Origin of the sequence: Mesorhizobium sp. B2-3-10, from assembly GCF_006442275.1 — a bacterium.
Classification (GTDB): Bacteria; Pseudomonadota; Alphaproteobacteria; order Rhizobiales; family Rhizobiaceae; genus Mesorhizobium; species Mesorhizobium australicum.
Map to the genome: position 1 here is coordinate 181,946 of NZ_VFVT01000011.1, position 16,392 is coordinate 198,337.

17 protein-coding genes and 1 pseudogene are annotated in these 16,392 nt (G+C 61.8%); 4 read left to right on the forward strand and 14 right to left on the reverse strand.

All coding sequences use genetic code 11. From position 1 onward, the window contains the following. Window positions 1-59: 59 nt before the first annotated feature. From FJ943_RS27065 to rpoZ, 10 genes are all read right to left on the reverse strand, one after another. Window positions 60-1,220, reverse strand: a complete 1,161-nt coding sequence (locus FJ943_RS27065; RefSeq protein WP_140618485.1) for a porin — start codon at window positions 1,218-1,220, stop codon at window positions 60-62. A gap of 752 nt (window positions 1,221-1,972) precedes the next feature. Next, window positions 1,973-2,893: a GTPase Era gene (gene era, locus FJ943_RS27070; RefSeq protein ID WP_015318573.1), complete on the reverse strand. Its 921-nt coding sequence runs from the start codon at window positions 2,891-2,893 to the stop codon at window positions 1,973-1,975. Continuing rightward, window positions 2,890-3,606 carry a ribonuclease III gene (gene rnc / locus FJ943_RS27075; RefSeq protein ID WP_140726492.1) on the reverse strand — a complete coding sequence of 239 codons (717 nt, stop codon included), beginning with the start codon at window positions 3,604-3,606 and terminating at the stop codon, window positions 2,890-2,892. The genes era and rnc overlap by 4 nt, the downstream gene beginning before the upstream one ends. Further along, entirely contained in the window at window positions 3,606-4,355 is a 750-nt protein-coding gene (gene lepB / locus FJ943_RS27080) for a signal peptidase I (protein WP_027144187.1), read from the reverse strand. The genes rnc and lepB overlap by 1 nt, the downstream gene beginning before the upstream one ends. A 78-nt stretch (window positions 4,356-4,433) precedes the next feature. Beyond that, window positions 4,434-4,847, reverse strand: a complete 414-nt coding sequence (acpS, locus tag FJ943_RS27085) for a holo-ACP synthase (RefSeq protein ID WP_015318576.1) — start codon at window positions 4,845-4,847, stop codon at window positions 4,434-4,436. Next, window positions 4,844-5,443, reverse strand: coding sequence for a DUF2062 domain-containing protein (locus FJ943_RS27090; protein ID WP_015318577.1), 600 nt, complete (start codon window positions 5,441-5,443; stop codon window positions 4,844-4,846). Before FJ943_RS27090 ends, acpS begins: the two co-directional genes overlap by 4 nt. Before the next feature lie 291 nt (window positions 5,444-5,734). Next, window positions 5,735-6,115, reverse strand: coding sequence for a VOC family protein (locus FJ943_RS27095; RefSeq protein WP_015318578.1), 381 nt, complete (start codon window positions 6,113-6,115; stop codon window positions 5,735-5,737). Window positions 6,116-6,128: 13 nt separating this feature from the next. Beyond that, entirely contained in the window at window positions 6,129-6,707 is a 579-nt protein-coding gene (gene pyrE, locus FJ943_RS27100; protein ID WP_140726447.1) for an orotate phosphoribosyltransferase, read from the reverse strand. A 24-nt stretch (window positions 6,708-6,731) separates the two neighbouring features. Continuing rightward, the gene (locus FJ943_RS27105) at window positions 6,732-8,960 is read right to left on the reverse strand and encodes a bifunctional (p)ppGpp synthetase/guanosine-3',5'-bis(diphosphate) 3'-pyrophosphohydrolase (RefSeq protein WP_023771627.1); all 2,229 of its coding nucleotides are present in this window, start codon (window positions 8,958-8,960) and stop codon (window positions 6,732-6,734) included. Window positions 8,961-9,171: 211 nt separating this feature from the next. Continuing rightward, the gene (rpoZ, locus tag FJ943_RS27110; protein ID WP_015318581.1) at window positions 9,172-9,573 is read right to left on the reverse strand and encodes a DNA-directed RNA polymerase subunit omega; all 402 of its coding nucleotides are present in this window, start codon (window positions 9,571-9,573) and stop codon (window positions 9,172-9,174) included. 320 nt (window positions 9,574-9,893) lie between these two features. Between rpoZ and FJ943_RS27115 the strand changes: the two genes are divergently transcribed. Both FJ943_RS27115 and FJ943_RS27120 read left to right on the forward strand, forming a co-directional pair. After that, window positions 9,894-10,475 carry an NYN domain-containing protein gene (locus FJ943_RS27115; RefSeq protein ID WP_015318582.1) on the forward strand — a complete coding sequence of 194 codons (582 nt, stop codon included), beginning with the start codon at window positions 9,894-9,896 and terminating at the stop codon, window positions 10,473-10,475. Window positions 10,476-10,486: 11 nt separating this feature from the next. Beyond that, complete coding sequence (locus FJ943_RS27120; protein ID WP_140726450.1) at window positions 10,487-11,143, forward strand: uracil-DNA glycosylase; 657 nt, start codon at window positions 10,487-10,489, stop codon at window positions 11,141-11,143. A gap of 33 nt (window positions 11,144-11,176) precedes the next feature. Here the strand turns inward: FJ943_RS27120 and FJ943_RS27125 are convergent, their stop codons facing one another. Next, on the reverse strand, window positions 11,177-11,650 hold the full coding sequence (locus FJ943_RS27125; RefSeq protein WP_015318584.1) for an Lrp/AsnC ligand binding domain-containing protein: 474 nt from the start codon (window positions 11,648-11,650) through the stop codon (window positions 11,177-11,179). 146 nt (window positions 11,651-11,796) lie between these two features. Here FJ943_RS27125 and FJ943_RS27130 point away from each other — a divergent pair, with 146 nt between their 5' ends. Further along, window positions 11,797-12,720, forward strand: coding sequence for a DMT family transporter (locus tag FJ943_RS27130; RefSeq protein ID WP_140726453.1), 924 nt, complete (start codon window positions 11,797-11,799; stop codon window positions 12,718-12,720). A gap of 62 nt (window positions 12,721-12,782) precedes the next feature. Here the strand turns inward: FJ943_RS27130 and FJ943_RS27135 are convergent, their stop codons facing one another. From FJ943_RS27135 to dapA, 3 genes are all read right to left on the reverse strand, one after another. Beyond that, complete coding sequence (locus FJ943_RS27135) at window positions 12,783-13,493, reverse strand: GH25 family lysozyme (RefSeq protein ID WP_140663093.1); 711 nt, start codon at window positions 13,491-13,493, stop codon at window positions 12,783-12,785. A 73-nt stretch (window positions 13,494-13,566) separates the two neighbouring features. Continuing rightward, window positions 13,567-14,046, reverse strand: coding sequence for an SsrA-binding protein SmpB (gene smpB / locus FJ943_RS27140; protein ID WP_006202221.1), 480 nt, complete (start codon window positions 14,044-14,046; stop codon window positions 13,567-13,569). 146 nt (window positions 14,047-14,192) lie between these two features. Next, window positions 14,193-15,074, reverse strand: coding sequence for a 4-hydroxy-tetrahydrodipicolinate synthase (dapA, locus tag FJ943_RS27145; protein ID WP_015318586.1), 882 nt, complete (start codon window positions 15,072-15,074; stop codon window positions 14,193-14,195). A 350-nt stretch (window positions 15,075-15,424) separates the two neighbouring features. Between dapA and FJ943_RS27150 the strand changes: the two are divergent. Next, window positions 15,425-16,392, forward strand: a pseudogene (locus FJ943_RS27150) (lytic transglycosylase domain-containing protein); the annotation flags it as partial.

Consider the following 16,392-nt stretch of genomic DNA (forward strand, 5'->3'; position numbering starts at 1 on the left):
GCATAAAAAAGCCGCCCGCAGCGATGTGCTGCGGGCGGTTGGTGAGGTCAGTCGATCCGTTAGAAGTTGCGCTGGAAGCGGACGATGCCGCCGACGCTGTCCTTCTTGTCGGCCTTGGACCAGTTGCCGTAGATGGATGGATTGCCGAAATTGCCGTAGTGATCCCAGTCGACTTCGGTCGTGACCGTGAAGCCCGGGACGATGGTGTATGCGACGTTCGCGGCGAGAGCATAGTTCTTGTCGTCGTCAGCCGAAGCCTGGACGTTGAACGAGGTCTTCTCGTTGAACTTGTAGGTACCGCCGCCCCAGACGGCCCAGTTGCCGCCCCACGGCTTGTACTGGCTGCGGCCATGTACGTCGATGGCATTGTGTGCGTCGTCTGTGAGGTTGTCGTCGGTGCCGTAGCCGCCCATGATGAACAGCGACAGTTCCTTGCTGACGTTGACATCCAGGCGAACCTTGCCGGCCACTTCCTCGTAGTTGCTGTCATAGGCGACAACACCGGTGATCGCGCCCCAGTCGCCCTTGTACTTCAAGCCGCCGACGACATGCGGAACATAGCTGTCGATGGTGTTGACGCCCGTGCCTTCTTCGAGCGAGACCACGCCCGTGAAGCCGCTGCCAGCGTCGAAATAGTACTGGACGACATTGGTGTCCTTGACGCCGTACGGGATGATCGTGTCCTGGATGACGTTGCCCGCGTAACCGATGAACTGGTCGTATGCAGTTTCATCCTTGCCGACGCGCAGGCCACCGAGCTGTATCCAGGCGAAGTTGAGGCTGGTGGTTTTGTTGCCGGCCTGCCAGGAGGTCGAGGAGCTTCCATCATAGTCGCCCGAGGAGTTGCCGAACTGGAAGCGGGTCTCGGTGAAGGTCTTCAACGTGCCGAGTTCGGTTTCCTGGCCGGTATACGTCCTCAGCGTGAAGCGCATGTTCTTGTAGTAGGTGTCGTGGTTTCCGCCGTCCATGTGATCGCCAACGTTGTTGACGCCATCCAGCGTGCCGGAATCGCCGACGCCGATGTCATAGCGGAGATAGCCGCCGATGCGCAGGCAGGTCTCGGTGCCCGGGATGTAGAAGTAGCCGGCGCCGTAGACGTCGCAGATCTTGACGTATTCGGCTGGTTCCGGTTCGGCGACGACAACCGCGTCCGCGGCGCGCGCGCCGGACACCGCGATCAAAGCCGCGGCTGAGCCGAGAAGGAGGCTCTTGATGTTCATTTTCTGACCTCTCCAGTCAAGTTTGAAAAAATGGCTTCTGAATTGTGGCTGGCGGATATGTTTTCCCGCCTCACCCCCACAATGAAAAAGGCCCGCACCGCGTCCCCTTTTCGCGGCGAACATACCCACCAATCGTCCACCTTCAATGACAATTCCATAAATGCGCTGGATTCTCGCTACAGATTAAATACGTGTTGCACAAATAACACTAATGAGATCTGGCTTGAATTTAAAATGGCACAAATGGAACATCGTCATATTTTTGTAACAAATAAGTGTATCCTTCTGCATAGACCAGTTTAGTCTATGGATTGCGGTCTTTTAAAACTCTAAATCTAAAATAAATTGAGAAATTTGTGATTTCTGTCCTCGTATCGCTGTCGGCGCGAAAACAACACCATCAGCAGATCCAGATCACGGCGCGGAAAGCCGGCCTCAGCACGCGTCGCCGCTTCGTTGGCGGCTTGCAAGAATCTGAGTTGGTCTCGCGCCAATCGCGGGCCGCATGGTGGAGCCGGCGTTTCGCTTTGGCCTGCTTTCCGCCACCCGGGAGCCGTTCGCGGTTCGCGTAAAACCGCGACGTGCTCTACAGCACGTCGCGGCGAATCGGATTCGCCGACCTGCTGTAAGCTTCTGATTTTATGCATGTCGTTGTCCCGGAACCGAGGACTCTTCCGGGCGACATGCATTAGCCTCACGCCCAATGCTTGTGGTCGGCCACCGTGCGATGACGCGCCAGGATTTTTTCGGCCTTAGCGGGGGAACTCCAGCCCCATCTCGCGGTAGCGCTCGGGATCATCGCCCCAGTTCTCGCGCACTTTCACGAACAGGAACAGGTGCACCTTCTGTTCCAGTATGCCTGATATTTCCATCCGCGCGGCCTGCCCGATGGCGCGGATGGTCTCGCCCTTGTGGCCGAGCACGATCTTCTTCTGGCTGTCGCGCTCGACAAAGATGGTCTGGTCGATGCGCACCGAGCCGTCCTTTTTCTCTTCCCATTTCTCCGTTTCGATGTGCGAGGAATAGGGCAGTTCCTGATGCAGCCTGAGATAGAGTTTTTCGCGGGTGATCTCGGCAGCCAGCTGGCGCATCGGCAGGTCCGAAATCTGGTCTTCCGGATAGTACCAGGGGCCGGCCGGCAGCGCCTGCGCCAGATAGTCGAGGAGGTCCTTGCAGCCGGAACCGGTCAGCGCGGAGACCATGAAGGTGCGCTGGAACGGCACTTTCTCGTTCGCTGCCGCAGACAGGGCCAGCAGCGCCTCGTGCTTGACCCGATCGACCTTGTTGAGAATCAGCACCATCGGTTGGCGCACGTCCTTCAGCCGTTCGAGGATGGCATCAGCATCGCCCCTGATGCCGCGCTCGGCATCGATCAGCAGCAGCACGATGTCGGCGTCCTTGGCGCCTCCCCAGGCGGTGGTCACCATCGCGGTGTCGAGCCGCCGCTTGGGCTTGAAGATGCCCGGTGTGTCGACAAAGACGATCTGCGCGTTGTCGTGCGTGGCGATGCCGCGCACGATGGCGCGTGTCGTCTGCACCTTATGGGTGACGATCGAGACCTTGGCGCCGACCAGTTGGTTGACCAGCGTTGACTTGCCCGCGTTAGGCGCGCCGATCAGCGCAACGAAGCCGGAGTGCGTGACGGGAGCGGCTGCAGTGTCTTCGGCGGTCATGCCGCGCTCCCTTTATTGGCCCACACGCCTTCGCGCACGAGAAATGCCGAAGCCGCCGCTTCTTCGGCCGCCCTGCGGGAGCCGCCGGTACCGACGGAAGGTGCAAAGCCGCTAACCTGCAAAGAAATAGTGAAGACCGGCTGATGGTCGGGCCCTTCGCGTTTTTCGATCACATATTCGGGGCGCGCGTCACTCGTCTTGGCAATCCATTCCTGCAAATCGGATTTCGGATTACGTGGCTTCGTCACAACCGTGCTCGAACGTGGCTCCCAATAACGCAGAACGAACCGCCGCGCGGCGTCGATACCACCATCGAGATAAACTGCCGCGATTAGGGCTTCGACGGCATCAGCCAGATAATTTCCGCCGGAGCCGCGCGATCGCGTCTTCAAGGCGGCGTCGGCCCGGACCAGATTCTCCAGCTGCATCTCGATGCCGACTTCCGAGCATGTCTTTGCATCGACCAGCGCATTGAAACGGGGCGCGATTTCACCTTCCGGTGCATCAGGGAATTTCTCGAAAAGCATATCGGCGACGACAAGACCAAGCACGCGGTCGCCAAGGAATTCAAGACGCTGATTGTTGCTTGCCGCCTTGACCGCGCTGGAATGCGTCAAGGCGGTCTCAAGTAAGCGGATGTCCCTGAAAACATGGCCGGTCCTGGCCACCACCAAACCGGCCAGAGTCTCGCCTGTCGGGCGCTTCAAGGCCATCAGTTGACGAAGTGGAACAGGCGCGAAGCGCGCATCAGCGACGGCCATTTCCAGATTTCGAGCGGGCTAGCCTTGCCGGCGATCGAGAAGAAGACAAGGTTGGCGCGGCCGACCAGGTTCTCGGCCGGAACATAACCGACGGTGAAGCGGCTGTCGGCGGAATTGTCCCTGTTGTCGCCCATCATGAAATAGTGGCCGGGGGGCACGTCGAATTCGCGGGTGTTGTCGCCAATCGAGTTCGGCGACAGGTCGAGCGTGTCGTAGCTGACACCATCGGGCAGCGTCTCGCGATAGACGTCGATCGGATAATCCTTTTCCGTGATGTCGGGATTGTCGATCTGGCCGGTCTTGACGCGCGGCACGCCAACGCCATTGATGAAGACTTGGCCATCCTTCATCTGGATCTTGTCGCCGGGCAGGCCGATGACGCGCTTGATGTAGTCGACGGACGGATCAGGCGGGAACTTGAACACCACCACGTCGCCACGCTTGGGCTCGGAGCCCCAGATGCGGCCCGAGAAAATGTCCGGTCCAAAAGGCAGCGAATAGCGTGAATAGCCGTAGGACCATTTGGTGACGAACAGATAGTCGCCTTCCAGAAGCGTCGGCCGCATCGAGCCCGACGGGATCGAGAACGGTTGGAACAGCAGCGTGCGAATGACCAGGGCGAGCAAAAGCGCCTGGACGATGACGCTGACGGTTTCGCCAAGCCCGCCGGATTTCTTCTGAGATTTTTCAGCCACGCTCATGTCGTCCTCGATTGTGCGTTGGATGGTATAGAGTCTCGGCGCGCGCTGGGCAACGTCCATGCCGGTCGTCAGATGCAATCAATGTGGCGCTTCTTCGACCGGTAACGCCTCTATGATCACAAAGGCTTGAGCGAGCGGGAAATCATCCGTGATGGTGAGGTGGATCGCCGCCCGATGACCTTGAGGCAGGATCTTTTCCAGCCGCGCCAGCGCCCCGCCGGTCAGCGCCATCGTCGGCGCACCGCTGGGCAGGTTGACGACACCCATGTCACGCCAGAAGACCCCTTGTGCCAGACCAGTGCCCAGTGCCTTGGCGCACGCCTCCTTGGCGGCAAAGCGCTTGGCGTAGGAAGCTGCGCGGGCGCGCCGGTTCTCTGAACGCGCCTGTTCCACCTCGGTGTAGATCCTCTGGATGAAGCGCTGGCCGTGACGCTCCAGCGATTTCTCGATGCGTGTGATGTCGATCAGGTCGCTGCCGATGCCGATGATCATTGGGCGGCGGAACCGACGCTTCCGCCGGGATGAGGCGAATGCTCACGGCGTCTCGCGCGCTCGGCCAGCCGCTTGCGCCGCTGTTCGCGGAAGACATTCATGCCCCAGCGCGTGATGCCGTAGAACACCAGGCCGAACACCAGCCCGAGCGGCACCGCACCGATCAGCATCGGCTCCAGGACGGGATGCCATAATTTGGCGAAGGAAAGCGTGTGCAGCATCTCGCCCAGATGCGCCGGCGGACCATGTGTCGGCAGGCGATCGTGCAGGATGAGCTTGCCGGTTTCCCAGGATGCGCCCCACAAGAGCGGAAAAGTCAGCGGATTGCCGAAGAATACGGCTCCCAGAGCGGCGGCCACCAGATTGCCGGCGATCACCCAACACAGAACGGCGGCAATGATGAAGTGGAAACCGACGGGGAAGAACGAAGCAAAGACACCCGCGGCGACGCCGGCCGCCACCGCATGCGGGGTGGCCTTCAGCCGCAGAATGCGCTTGGAGAAATATTGAAGCGAGCGCGAAAACGAACGGCGCGGCCACAGATAGGTACGCACCCGCTCGAAAAGGCCATCAGGCTTGCGGCGACGAAAAAGCACTCTCTTCCTATTCCCGACAGTTCACAGCTTACACGCCGGCTGTTTCCAGCCAGGCTTCGACCGCCACATCTTGCGCTTTACGGTCGCCAGAAGGCAATCGCGACTTTGATATAGCCATCCGCAAGCCCAACAACAACCGAAGGCCGTACGCTCAGCGTCCGCAGCGCCAGATTTTTGGTCAGATCCATCTTCTCCACATCGGACAATCGCGGCGAATTTGAGAAGTGGTTTCGGCTAATTGTCGCAGCCGGATGACCGATATGCGGCCAGGGGTTCCGGCCGGCGCGGTGCCTACTTCAGATATTCGCTGACCTCGACCAGATTGTCGTCGGGATCGCGGAAATAGACCGACATCATAGGTCCTCGCGCGCCGATGCGCTCAACCGGACCGACTTCGATGGCAACGCCGTCGGCCGCGAGGCCGGCCTGGATTTCGGCGAGAGGCACCGCCGACACGAGGCAGAAATCGCCAGAACCCGGCGTCGGCGTCCTCGCCTTTGGCTCGAAAGTGCGGCCGACTTCGTGCAGGTTGATCTTCTGCGAACCGAACAGAAGCGCTGTCGGCCGGTTCGGCTGATCCAGGCGCCGCATGCCAAGCACGCGCCGGTAGAAGTCGCAGGTCGCTTCAACCGAGCGGACCGTCAGCACGAAATGGTCGATGCCGGCGATCATTTCGACCTCCTCGTCAGATGTTGCGGCTGCCCGGCTTGATGGCCGGGATGGCGGCAAGCTCCGGCGGCAACCTGTCCGGCGGGTAGGCTGGAACTTCATATTCGGCAAGCGCGATCAACGGCACACCGACATGGGTCTTGCCGGCCGAACGGTCGATGATGCAGGCGGCCGCGACCACCTCTGCGCCAACGTCGCGCAGGCAATCAATGGTTTCGCGGATCGACAGACCGGTGGTGACGATGTCCTCGACGACGACGACGCGGGCGCCTCGATCGATCTCGAAGCGGCGCAGGCGGAACTCGCCCCCTTCCCGCTCCACCCAGATCGCCGGCACGCCAAGGTGGCGCGAGGTTTCGTATGCCGGGATCAGGCCGCCGATCGCCGGCCCGACGACATAGTCGATCTTGCCTGGCACGGCGGCGCGGATCTTCTTGGCCAGCGCCTTGCACAGCCGCTCGGTCTTGTCGGCATGCATGAAGACGCGTGCCTTCTGCAGGAAAACTGGACTGCGCAGGCCCGACGTCAGGATAAAATGACCCTCCAGAACAGCGCCAGCCCCGCGGAATATGTCCAGCACTTCGTCGGTATTCATCTCGTCCCCCATGGTCGGCTATCGCTAGCCATTGACGCGCCGCGCATCGCTGACGCTCGAATTGTCCTTGAGCTGCGACAGCAGCCGGTTGAGATGCTTCAGGTCCCAGACTTCGAGGTCGATCAGCATTTCGGTGAAATCGGGCGCGGTGCGCACCATCGACAGCGTATGGATGTTGGCGTCGTTGGAGGCAACGACCTGGGCGATATCGGCAAGCGAACCCGGCGCGTTGATGGCGGTGACCGAGACGCGCGCGGGGAACCGTTCCTTGGTGCGCTCGTCGATGTCCCAGCGCACGTCGATCCAGCGCTCCGGCTGATCGTCGAAGGCCTGCAGCGCCGGAGACTGGATCGGGTAGATGGTGATGCCGGTGCCCGGCTGGACGATGCCGACGATACGATCGCCAGGGACCGCGCCTTCCGGCGCGAAGCGCACCGGCAGGTCGCCGCGCACGCCGCGGATCGGCACGGCGCCGGCGCCTGGCTGGTCCTTGTCCTTGCGCGCGGCCCGGCCAGGTATCTGGAACAGCATGCCTGCGGCGTTGCGGATCTTCGACCAGCCCTCCTCGCGCTGCTTGGGCGCTGCCGGCGTGACGCGCTCGTCCTTGTAGTCGGGGAACACCGCCTTCATGACATCGGTTGAGGCCAGTTCGCCGCGCCCCACGGATGCCAGCACATCCTCGATGTCCTTGCGTGCCAGCCTGTGCAGCACGGGCTTCAGGCTTTCCCTGGTGAAGGTCTTGCCGGCTCGTTCGAAGGCACGCTCCAGGATACGCGCGCCAAGGCCAGAATACTGCTTGCGGATCGCATTCTTGGTGGCGCGGCGGATGGCGGCGCGCGCCTTGCCGGTGACGACGACCGATTCCCATGCGGCTGGCGGCACCTGCGCCTTGGAGCGGATGATCTCGACCTCGTCGCCATTCTTCAGTTCCGTCATCAGCGGCATGATGCGGCCATTGACCTTGGCGCCGACGCAGGTGTCGCCGACATCGGTGTGGACCGCATAGGCGAAATCGATCGGCGTGGCGCCGCGCGGCAAGGCAATCAGCATGCCTTTCGGCGTGAAGCAGAACACCTGGTCCTGGAACAGCTCCAGCTTGGTGTTCTCGAGAAAATCCTCGGGATTGTCGCCCTCGGCCAACTGCTCGATGGTACGGCGCAGCCAAGCGTAGGCGTTGGTCTCCTTCGAGATCGCATGGCCGGCGCCGTTCGTCTTGCCGCCGGTGTCCTTGTAGATCGAATGGGCGGCGACGCCGTATTCGGCGATCTTGTTCATCTCGCGGGTGCGGATCTGCAGTTCGACGCGCTGGCGCGAAGGCCCGACGATGGTGGTGTGGATCGAACGGTAGTCGTTCTGCTTCGGGGTCGAGATGTAATCCTTGAAACGGCCGGGCACCATCGACCAAGTGGTGTGGATGGCACCCAGCGCGCGATAGCAGTCCTCGACGCTGTCAACGACAACACGGAAGCCGAAAATGTCGGACAGCTGCTCGAAGGACAGCGCCTTGGCCTCCATCTTGCGGAACACCGACCATGGCTTCTTCTGCCGGCTCTTCACGCCGGCGTTGATGGCGTGCTTTTCAAACAGGGCCGACAGCGCCTTTTCAATGTCGGTCAGCACGCCCTTGTTGCGCTCGAATATCTCGGCGAGCCGCGCGGTGACGGCCCGGTAGGCTTCCGGATTGATGAAGCGGAAGGCGATCTCTTCCAGCTCCTCGCGCATGCCTTGCATGCCCATGCGCCCGGCCAGCGGCGCGTAGATATCCATCGTCTCCTCGGCGATGCGCAGGCGTTTGGCCTCGGGCATGTGATCGAGGGTGCGCATGTTGTGCAAACGGTCGGCGAGCTTGACCAGCAGCACGCGAACATCTTCCGAGATCGCCAGCAAAAGCTTGCGCAGGTTCTCCGCCTGCTCCGCCTTCTTGGAGACGAGGTCGAGCTTCTTGAGCTTGGTCAGGCCCTCGACCAGCTTGCCCATTTCGGGGCCGAACAGATCGTCGATCTCGGCCCGCGTCGCCGTCGTGTCCTCGATGGTGTCGTGCAGCAGGGCGACGGCAATGGTCGCCTCGTCCATGTGCATCTCGGTGAGGATGGCGGCGACTTCGAGCGGATGCGAGAAATAGGGATCGCCGGAAGCGCGCTTCTGGTGGCCATGCTTCTGCATGGCGTAGACATAGGCCTTGTTGAGCAACGCCTCGTTGACGTCAGGCTTGTAGCGCTGGACGCGCTCGACAAGCTCATACTGACGCATCATGGGCTAAATCTCTCGGCGATGAAATGAATCATGCGCCGCACTGTTGTACGGCGCATGCCGGTACCAACTGTCGCAAATACCAGATTCACGCATTATGCCAAGTGCGGCCAAAGCTGCATCCGGTATTTGCGACAGTTGGTACTAGATAGCCACGAAACCGCCGGGACGGAAGTGCCGGAAGATTGTTCCAGCGACCGCCGGAACGGAGGGTTTAGTAGTCGTCGCTCTTTTCCGGGGGCACCAGGCCTTCGATGCCAGCCAGGAGATCTTCCTCGGTCATCCGGTCGAAGGTGACGTTCTCCTCGGCGTCGTCGGCTTCGGCGGCCGCAACAGCGCCGCCGGTCTGATCGGCGATCACTTCGCCATCGGCTTCGGGCTCGTCGACCTCGACATGCTTCTGCAGCGAATGGATCAGATCTTCCTTGAGATCATCGGGCGACAGCGTCTCGTCGGCGATCTCGCGCAGTGCGATGACGGGGTTCTTGTCGTTGTCGCGCGGGACGGTGATCTGCGCGCCCTGGCTGATCTGACGGGCGCGGTGGCCGGCCAGAAGCACCAGCTCGAAGCGGTTGTCGACCTTGTCGATGCAATCTTCAACGGTTACGCGGGCCATGGACTGCCCCTTTCATGCCTGGATTTAATGGAAAACAGGCGCGGTCCATAACCCGAACGGCGCCAAAATACAAGCATCATGGCAATGCGGGCCCACAGGGCACTCAATCTCAATATCGAACTCCCGGTCTAGCAAAGCCAGCCGGGTCCAGGGTTCGGCGCCACGATCACAATTGCTTGCAGTGCGCCACATGCCCTTGGATTGCCACCAAACTGGCGTTATCTCGATTGGTCCAAGGTCGGCCGGTTTATTATGAGCCTGACCGATAGTCGCTACCGCATTTCGTTTAGACGGCCGTTTTTTCGAAAAGGATTATTTCCATGTTCGACCCTCGTGAAAAAATCGCCCTGTTCATCGACGGCGCCAATCTCTACGCCACATCGCGCGCGCTCGGGTTCGACATCGACTATCGCAAGCTCCTGGCGAGCTTCCACAAGCGCGGTTACCTGTTGCGCGCCTATTATTACACCGCGCTGGTCGAGGACCAGGAATACTCCTCGATCCGGCCACTGATCGACTGGCTCGACTATAACGGGTTCAAGGTGGTCACCAAGCCGGCCAAGGAATTCACCGACTCGACCGGCCGCCGCAAGATCAAGGGCAACATGGACATCGAGCTTACCGTCGATGCGCTGGAACTCGCCGATGTCGTCGACCACTATGTCATATTCTCCGGAGACGGTGATTTCCGAACGCTGGTCGAAGCGCTGCAACGGCGTGGCCGCAAGGTGTCGATCGTCTCGACCATGGCCTCGCAACCTCCGATGATCTCAGACGACCTGCGCCGGCAGGCCGACCATTTCATCGACCTGGCGACGCTGAAGAACGAAGTCGGCCGCGATCCCTCCGAACGACCGGCACGGCGGCCCGAACCGGCTGAAGTCGACGAGGACGACTACTGAGGCAGGTCGACTTGACCGCCCCTTCACTTTCCGAACCCAGCCGCGATTGCCCGCTCTGCCCGCGGCTGCATGATTTCATCGCCGAATGGCGGCAGCGCGAGCCGTCATGGTTCAACGCGCCGGTGCCGACCTTCCTGCCACTGGGCGGCGAAGATACCGTCCAGCTTCTGATCGTCGGTCTGGCGCCTGGCCTGCGCGGCGCCAACCGCACCGGGCGCCCTTTCACCGGCGACTATGCCGGCGACCTGCTCTATTCGACACTGATTGCCCACGATTTCGCACGCGGCGAGTTCAAGGCGCGGCCCGATGACGGGCTGGAACTCGTCGGCACGGCGATCACCAACGCGGTGCGCTGCGTGCCGCCGGAGAACAAGCCGGTCGGTGCCGAGATCGCCACCTGCCGGACATTCCTGGTGCCGACGATCGCTCGCTTTCCCAACCTGCGCGCCGTGCTGGCGCTGGGATCGATCGCGCACCAGTCGACCGTGCGGGCACTGGGCGGGCGCGTCGCCGCCTATCCATTCAAACATGGCGGCCAGTTGGAAGCCGGCGGCATCATGCTGTTTTCGAGCTACCATTGCTCGCGCTACAACACCAATACAGGTGTGTTGACCGAAGACATGTTCGTCAGGGTGTTTGGCGAGATCGCGGCATTCCTGAAGAACTGAGCTCTCGGATACCGTGCGGTCTGCGGTGCCTGCTCACACCGGCAACAAGGCATCCGGCTTCACGTCGCCGATCGAGGCATAGGTATGTGTCTCCTTCACCCCGGGCAGCGGCAGGATGACGCGTTTGAGAAAGTCCTGATAATCGGCCATCTCGGCAATGCGGGCCTTCACGAGATAGTCGAAGCCGCCGACGACCATATGGCATTCCAGAACCTCGGGCGCCTTTGCCACCGCCTCGGCGAAGCGGTCAAAGATATGCGGGGCCGCGTGATCGAGCCGCACCTCGATGAAGACAAGCATGCCGCGGCCAATCTTTGCCGGATTGAGCACCGCCCTGACGGCGGTGATGAACCCGTCGCGAAACAGGCGTTTCACGCGCTGGCTGGCGCCGGTTGGTGACAGGCCGACGCGCGCTGCCAGGTCGAGCGTGGTGCGGCGCCCATCTTCCTGCAGCAGTCGCAGAAGACTGCGGTCGACGGCGTCCAGGTCGACTGGTTCAGGATTCACGTTCAAGTCCTCCTATTTGCGTGAATTGCACTTCAAATTCTAAAAAACAGCGTATTTTGTCGCGACCATTTCGACCATAGGCTGCGCTTCATCGCAAGGTCGGGGGCTGTCTCCTCCTGGCGACATGAACATGCGGCGGAACTGACATGGCGGACGGACGAGACACGGGAGACACAAGACTGGCGGTGATCGCCGGCCTTGTCATGATCGCCATCTATGCAGCGCAGTTCGTCGCCGCCCGCTTCAGCCTCAGGGAGCATCTGACGGCCACCGACATGGCCAGCCTGCGCTTTGCAGGTGCCGGCGCGGTGTTCCTGCCGATCGTCTGGAGACGCGGCCTGGCGACAATGAAGGCGCTGGGCTGGCGGCGTGGACTGACGTTGGCGGTACTAGCCGGATTGCCCTATCCGCTGATCATCAACTGGGGTCTGACCCACGCGCCCGCCGCCCATGCCGCGGCGCTCTGCCCGGCCTCGATCGTGTTCTTCTCGTTCCTATTGTCGCTGTTCAGGGAAAGCGCGTCGCGTCGGCGGATCATTGGCGTCGTCACGATCATCGCCGGCTTGTTGCTGTTCATAGCGCCGGCGCGCACCGGCGCCAGCGATGTCCTGTTCGGGGACCTGCTGTTTATCGGATCGGGCGCGATGTTTTCCACATATGCCGTTCTTGTGCAGCGATGGCGTGTCGACCCGGTCACGGCGACCGCGAGCGTCGTGCTTTTGTCCTGCCTGCCGCTGCCACTTCTTTATGTCTTTGCGCCAAGCGGCCTCCATGCCGCCGCAGGCGCCGAAATCGCCAGCCAGATCGTCATTCAAGGTCTTCTCGCGGGCGCTGCGGCAATGTTCCTCTACACTTACATTGTCGACCGATTGGGCTCACAGGCTGCATCGCTGTTCCTGCCGGGTGTGCCGGTCGCCACCGTGATGGTCGGCATGGTCGTGCTTGGCGAGACCCCGCTGGCTATCCAATGCGTGGCCATCGCCATCATGGCCGCCGGGATGGGTTATTCGGCGATGGGTCGACGCAGCACCAGGGAAAATCTGGCTGTCTCGACATCAGCTGGATCGTGAATGGTTTCAGGGGCATGGCAGGCTGCCGAAGAACGGGACCGGTATCGGATCGGGCCTGTTCATCAAGGTGTGGAGGCGAGCAGCGCCGCCAACTTCTCCGGCCCGCCCTGCAAAACGTTCAGATCGACGTCCCCCTCGATGCCGTTCACGCGCCCCCTGTTGTGGTACTGCCAGTAGATCCAGTCACGGCGGTCCGGTTCCATGAGCAGTGAGCGTAGCCAGAGTGGGCGAGCGGCGATTTGCCCGGCATAAGCGGCCTCGGCTTCATCCGTAAGATAGACGATCGCCGGCTTGCCGAATGCCGCCTCGACAGGTCCGAGGAAGGCCTGGAGTTCGGCATTCAACTGTTCGGGCGACGGACGCCGCGGACAGTTGCCGCCGAACTCGATGTCGACCACGGGCGGCAGCAGCGGCTGATCGTGCGGCACCACCGAGATGAAATTCCTCGCCTGGTCGGCGCCCGGCCGGCAGAAGGTGAAGAAATGATAGGCGCCGACGGCGAGTCCGGCGGCGCGGGCCTCGCGCAGATTGCCGGCGAAGGCGTCGTCGACATGGTCGCCGCCTTCAGTCGCCTTGATGACGACGAAAGCCACATCATCGGCGGCAACACGCCGCCAGTCGATCCGGCCCTGATGATGGGAGACGTCGATGCCCCTGACCGGATATCGGTCGCGGTCGGGAGAGTAGGTGCGGAAATAGGCCACTCCTCCCACAGCAATGACACATGCCAGGGCAAGACTGGCCGCGCCCCAGAGAACAATCCGCTTCTTCAAGACCACCCCTGTTGGACTTGCCGGTTGTTCGGCGTTGAAAACCAGACCGTTGGCTTTGCAGGCTATCTCCCGATCACCCGCGCTCCTTCAGCAGCCGGCCTTTTTCGCGCGACCAGTCGCGTTGCTTTTCGGTCTCGCGCTTGTCGTGCAGTTTCTTGCCGCGGCCGACGGCAAGCAGCAGTTTGGCGCGTCCCTGGTCGTTGAAATAGATTTTCAGCGGCACCAGCGTCATGCCTTCGCGGTCCACGCTCTGCGACAGCTTGGCCATTTCGCGCTTGTTGAGCAGCAGTTTGCGGCGGCGGCGCGGCTCGTGGTTGAAGCGGTTGGCCTGCAGATATTCGGGCAGATAGGAATTGATCAGCCAGATCTCGCCGCCTTCGACCGAGGCATAGCTGTCCTGGATGTTGGCCTGGCCCTGACGCAGCGACTTGACCTCGGTTCCGGTCAGCACAAGGCCGGCCTCGATCGTGTCGAGCACCTCATAGGAAAACCGCGCCTTGCGGTTTTCGGCAACGGTCTTGTTGTTGGGATCAGCTTTTCTGACTTGGTTCATGAGGTCTAGAGTCCGTTTCGAAACCCGCTCCCGCGAGTCAGATGATGGTGCTACCGAGAACCGGAGCGGAGCGTACATACGGGAACACCGGAAGCGCAGGTGGCGCCTTCAGATGACCGCGGGAGCAGACTTCCCAAACGGGCTCGCTAATTGATCAAGCCGGCGTGCTTCATGGCCGCATCGATCCTCTCGGCCGTTGCCGGCTCGACAGTCACCAGCGGCGAACGCAGCACGTTTTCGACCTTGCCCAGCTTCGACAGTGCATATTTCGCGCCGGATACGCCGGGCTCGATGAAGATCGCCTTGTGCAGCGGCAAGAGACGGTCCTGCAGCTCCAGTGCCTTCGCACTGTCGCCCGAAAGCGTTGCTTCCTGGAATTCGGCGCAGAGCCGTGGCGCGACGTTCGAGGTCACCGAGATGCAGCCGACACCACCATGCGCGTTGAAACCCAGTGCGGAAGCGTCCTCGCCCGAAAGCTGGATAAAATCCTTGCCGCAGGTCATGCGCTGCTCCGACACGCGCTCGACCTTGCCGGTGGCGTCCTTGACGCCGACGATGTTCTTGAAGTCGTGCGCCAGCCGGCCCATCGTCTCCGGCATCATGTCGATGACCGAGCGCGGCGGGATGTTGTAGATGATGATCGGCAGCTTGGTCGCCCGGGCGACAGCGGCGAAATGCTCGTAGAGGCCGCGCTGTGTCGGCTTGTTGTAATAGGGCGTTACGACCAGGGCAGCATCGGCGCCGGCCTTTTCGGCATACTGCACGAGCCCGACGGCTTCCTCGGTGTTGTTGGAACCGGCGCCGGCAACAACCGGGGCGCGGCCCTTGGCCACCTCGATGCAGATCTTGACGACGTGGCGATGCTCGTCATGCGACAGCGTAGGCGACTCGCCCGTTGTGCCGACAGGAACCAGGCCTGTCGTGCCCTCGCCAAGCTGCCAGTCGACGAACGCGCGAAAGGCTTTCTCGTCGAAACGCCCGCTCTTTTCGAACGGTGTCACGAGCGCGGTAAGCGAGCCTCTCAGCATGTCGTCCAACTCCTTGGGACTTCTCGGTTCACGCATGTCGTTGTCCCAAAACCGGTATCCACTTTTGGGCGCCATGCACTTTGTTGGTTGTGCATGTCGTTACCCCAAAACCGGTATCCACTTTTGGGCGCCATGCATCGGTGTCTCGTGGTGCGCGCCTTCTAACCGAAAGCGAAGCCGCGCACCATAGTCTCGACATTGTTGCGCGGCAAGCATTGCCATGGTGCCAGCAAGCGTAATTCGAACGGCCTCGATAACCCTTTGTTTACGAGCCCTTCACGACCTAAGTTTAGGCTTCAAGGCTTCTTCGCCCGCTGGTAAAATGCTGGATTAAGGAAAGACACGCGATCATGCCGACCAGTCGGCCCCATCTCTTCGCGCTGCTTGGCGCCGTCGCCGCGCTGATGCCCGGCGTGGCGATCAGCGGCAGCGTCGATGTGCGGGTCACCTCGGCCATCCCGGTGCCTGGTGTACAGGACAAGGCGCAACAGGCCCCCTCACCCAGCGTCGCACTGTTGAAAAGTGGGCTGGATGCGCTGGCGGCCGGCGATATTGCCGGCGCGCGCGGCGTGCGTGATGCACTGCCCGCACAATCGCTCGACCAGCACATATTGGCCTGGGCGATCGCGCTTTACGGCGGAGACAAGGTTCCGAGCGGCGACATCGCGGCGGCCGCGAAGATGCTGCCCAACTGGCCGGGCACCGTCGCCTTGCGCAAGAACAGCGAGCGCGCGCTCTACCGCGAAAACCCGGCGGCGGATGTCGTCGTCAAGGCATTCGACGGCAGCCAGCCGCAGACATTCGAAGGCGTGATGGTTCTCGCGCGCGCCTATGTGTCGTCCGGCAACGCCAAGGCGGCGCGATCGGTGCTGTCGCCGTTCTGGCGCACCGCGATCCTGGAGGCCAAGGACGAGACGGCTCTGATCAAGGAGTTCGGCAGCCTTGTTCCTGCCGCCGACCACCGTTTTCGCATGGAGCGCATGTTCTATGCCGACCGGGTGAGTTCCGCCTTGCGTGTCGCCGGCCTCGCCGGCGCCCAGCAGCTTGCCGACGCCTGGGCGGCGGCCGACAGGAGCGACAAGAATGCCGCCAAACTCCTAAAGGCGGTACCGGCGGCGCAGCGTTCGGCCGGCTATTTCTTCGCGCAGGCCGAGTATCTGCGCAAGCAGCAGGATTTTGCGGGCGCCGCGGCGGTTGTCATGAAGGCGCCGGCGGACCGTGACTCCCTGGTCGATCCGGATGCCTGGTGGGTCGAACGCCGGGTGCTGTCGCGCGAACTGGTCGACCAGGGCGACATGAAGACGGCATACAAGATAGT

Bases quoted from the DNA above. Each gene is read 5' to 3' on its own strand.
- FJ943_RS27065 (WP_140618485.1), bottom strand. From the start codon at position 1,220: ATGAACATCAAGAGCCTCCTTCTCGGCTCAGCCGCGGCTTTGATCGCG.
- era (WP_015318573.1), bottom strand. From the start codon at position 2,893: ATGACCGCCGAAGACACTGCAGCCGCTCCCGTCACGCACTCCGGCTTC.
- rnc (WP_140726492.1), bottom strand. From the start codon at position 3,606: ATGGCCTTGAAGCGCCCGACAGGCGAGACTCTGGCCGGTTTGGTGGTG.
- lepB (WP_027144187.1), bottom strand. From the start codon at position 4,355: ATGAGCGTGGCTGAAAAATCTCAGAAGAAATCCGGCGGGCTTGGCGAA.
- acpS (WP_015318576.1), bottom strand. From the start codon at position 4,847: ATGATCATCGGCATCGGCAGCGACCTGATCGACATCACACGCATCGAG.
- FJ943_RS27095 (WP_015318578.1), bottom strand. From the start codon at position 6,115: ATGATCGCCGGCATCGACCATTTCGTGCTGACGGTCCGCTCGGTTGAA.
- pyrE (WP_140726447.1), bottom strand. From the start codon at position 6,707: ATGAATACCGACGAAGTGCTGGACATATTCCGCGGGGCTGGCGCTGTT.
- FJ943_RS27105 (WP_023771627.1), bottom strand. From the start codon at position 8,960: ATGATGCGTCAGTATGAGCTTGTCGAGCGCGTCCAGCGCTACAAGCCT.
- rpoZ (WP_015318581.1), bottom strand. From the start codon at position 9,573: ATGGCCCGCGTAACCGTTGAAGATTGCATCGACAAGGTCGACAACCGC.
- FJ943_RS27115 (WP_015318582.1), top strand. From the start codon at position 9,894: ATGTTCGACCCTCGTGAAAAAATCGCCCTGTTCATCGACGGCGCCAAT.
- FJ943_RS27130 (WP_140726453.1), top strand. From the start codon at position 11,797: ATGGCGGACGGACGAGACACGGGAGACACAAGACTGGCGGTGATCGCC.
- smpB (WP_006202221.1), bottom strand. From the start codon at position 14,046: ATGAACCAAGTCAGAAAAGCTGATCCCAACAACAAGACCGTTGCCGAA.
- dapA (WP_015318586.1), bottom strand. From the start codon at position 15,074: ATGCTGAGAGGCTCGCTTACCGCGCTCGTGACACCGTTCGAAAAGAGC.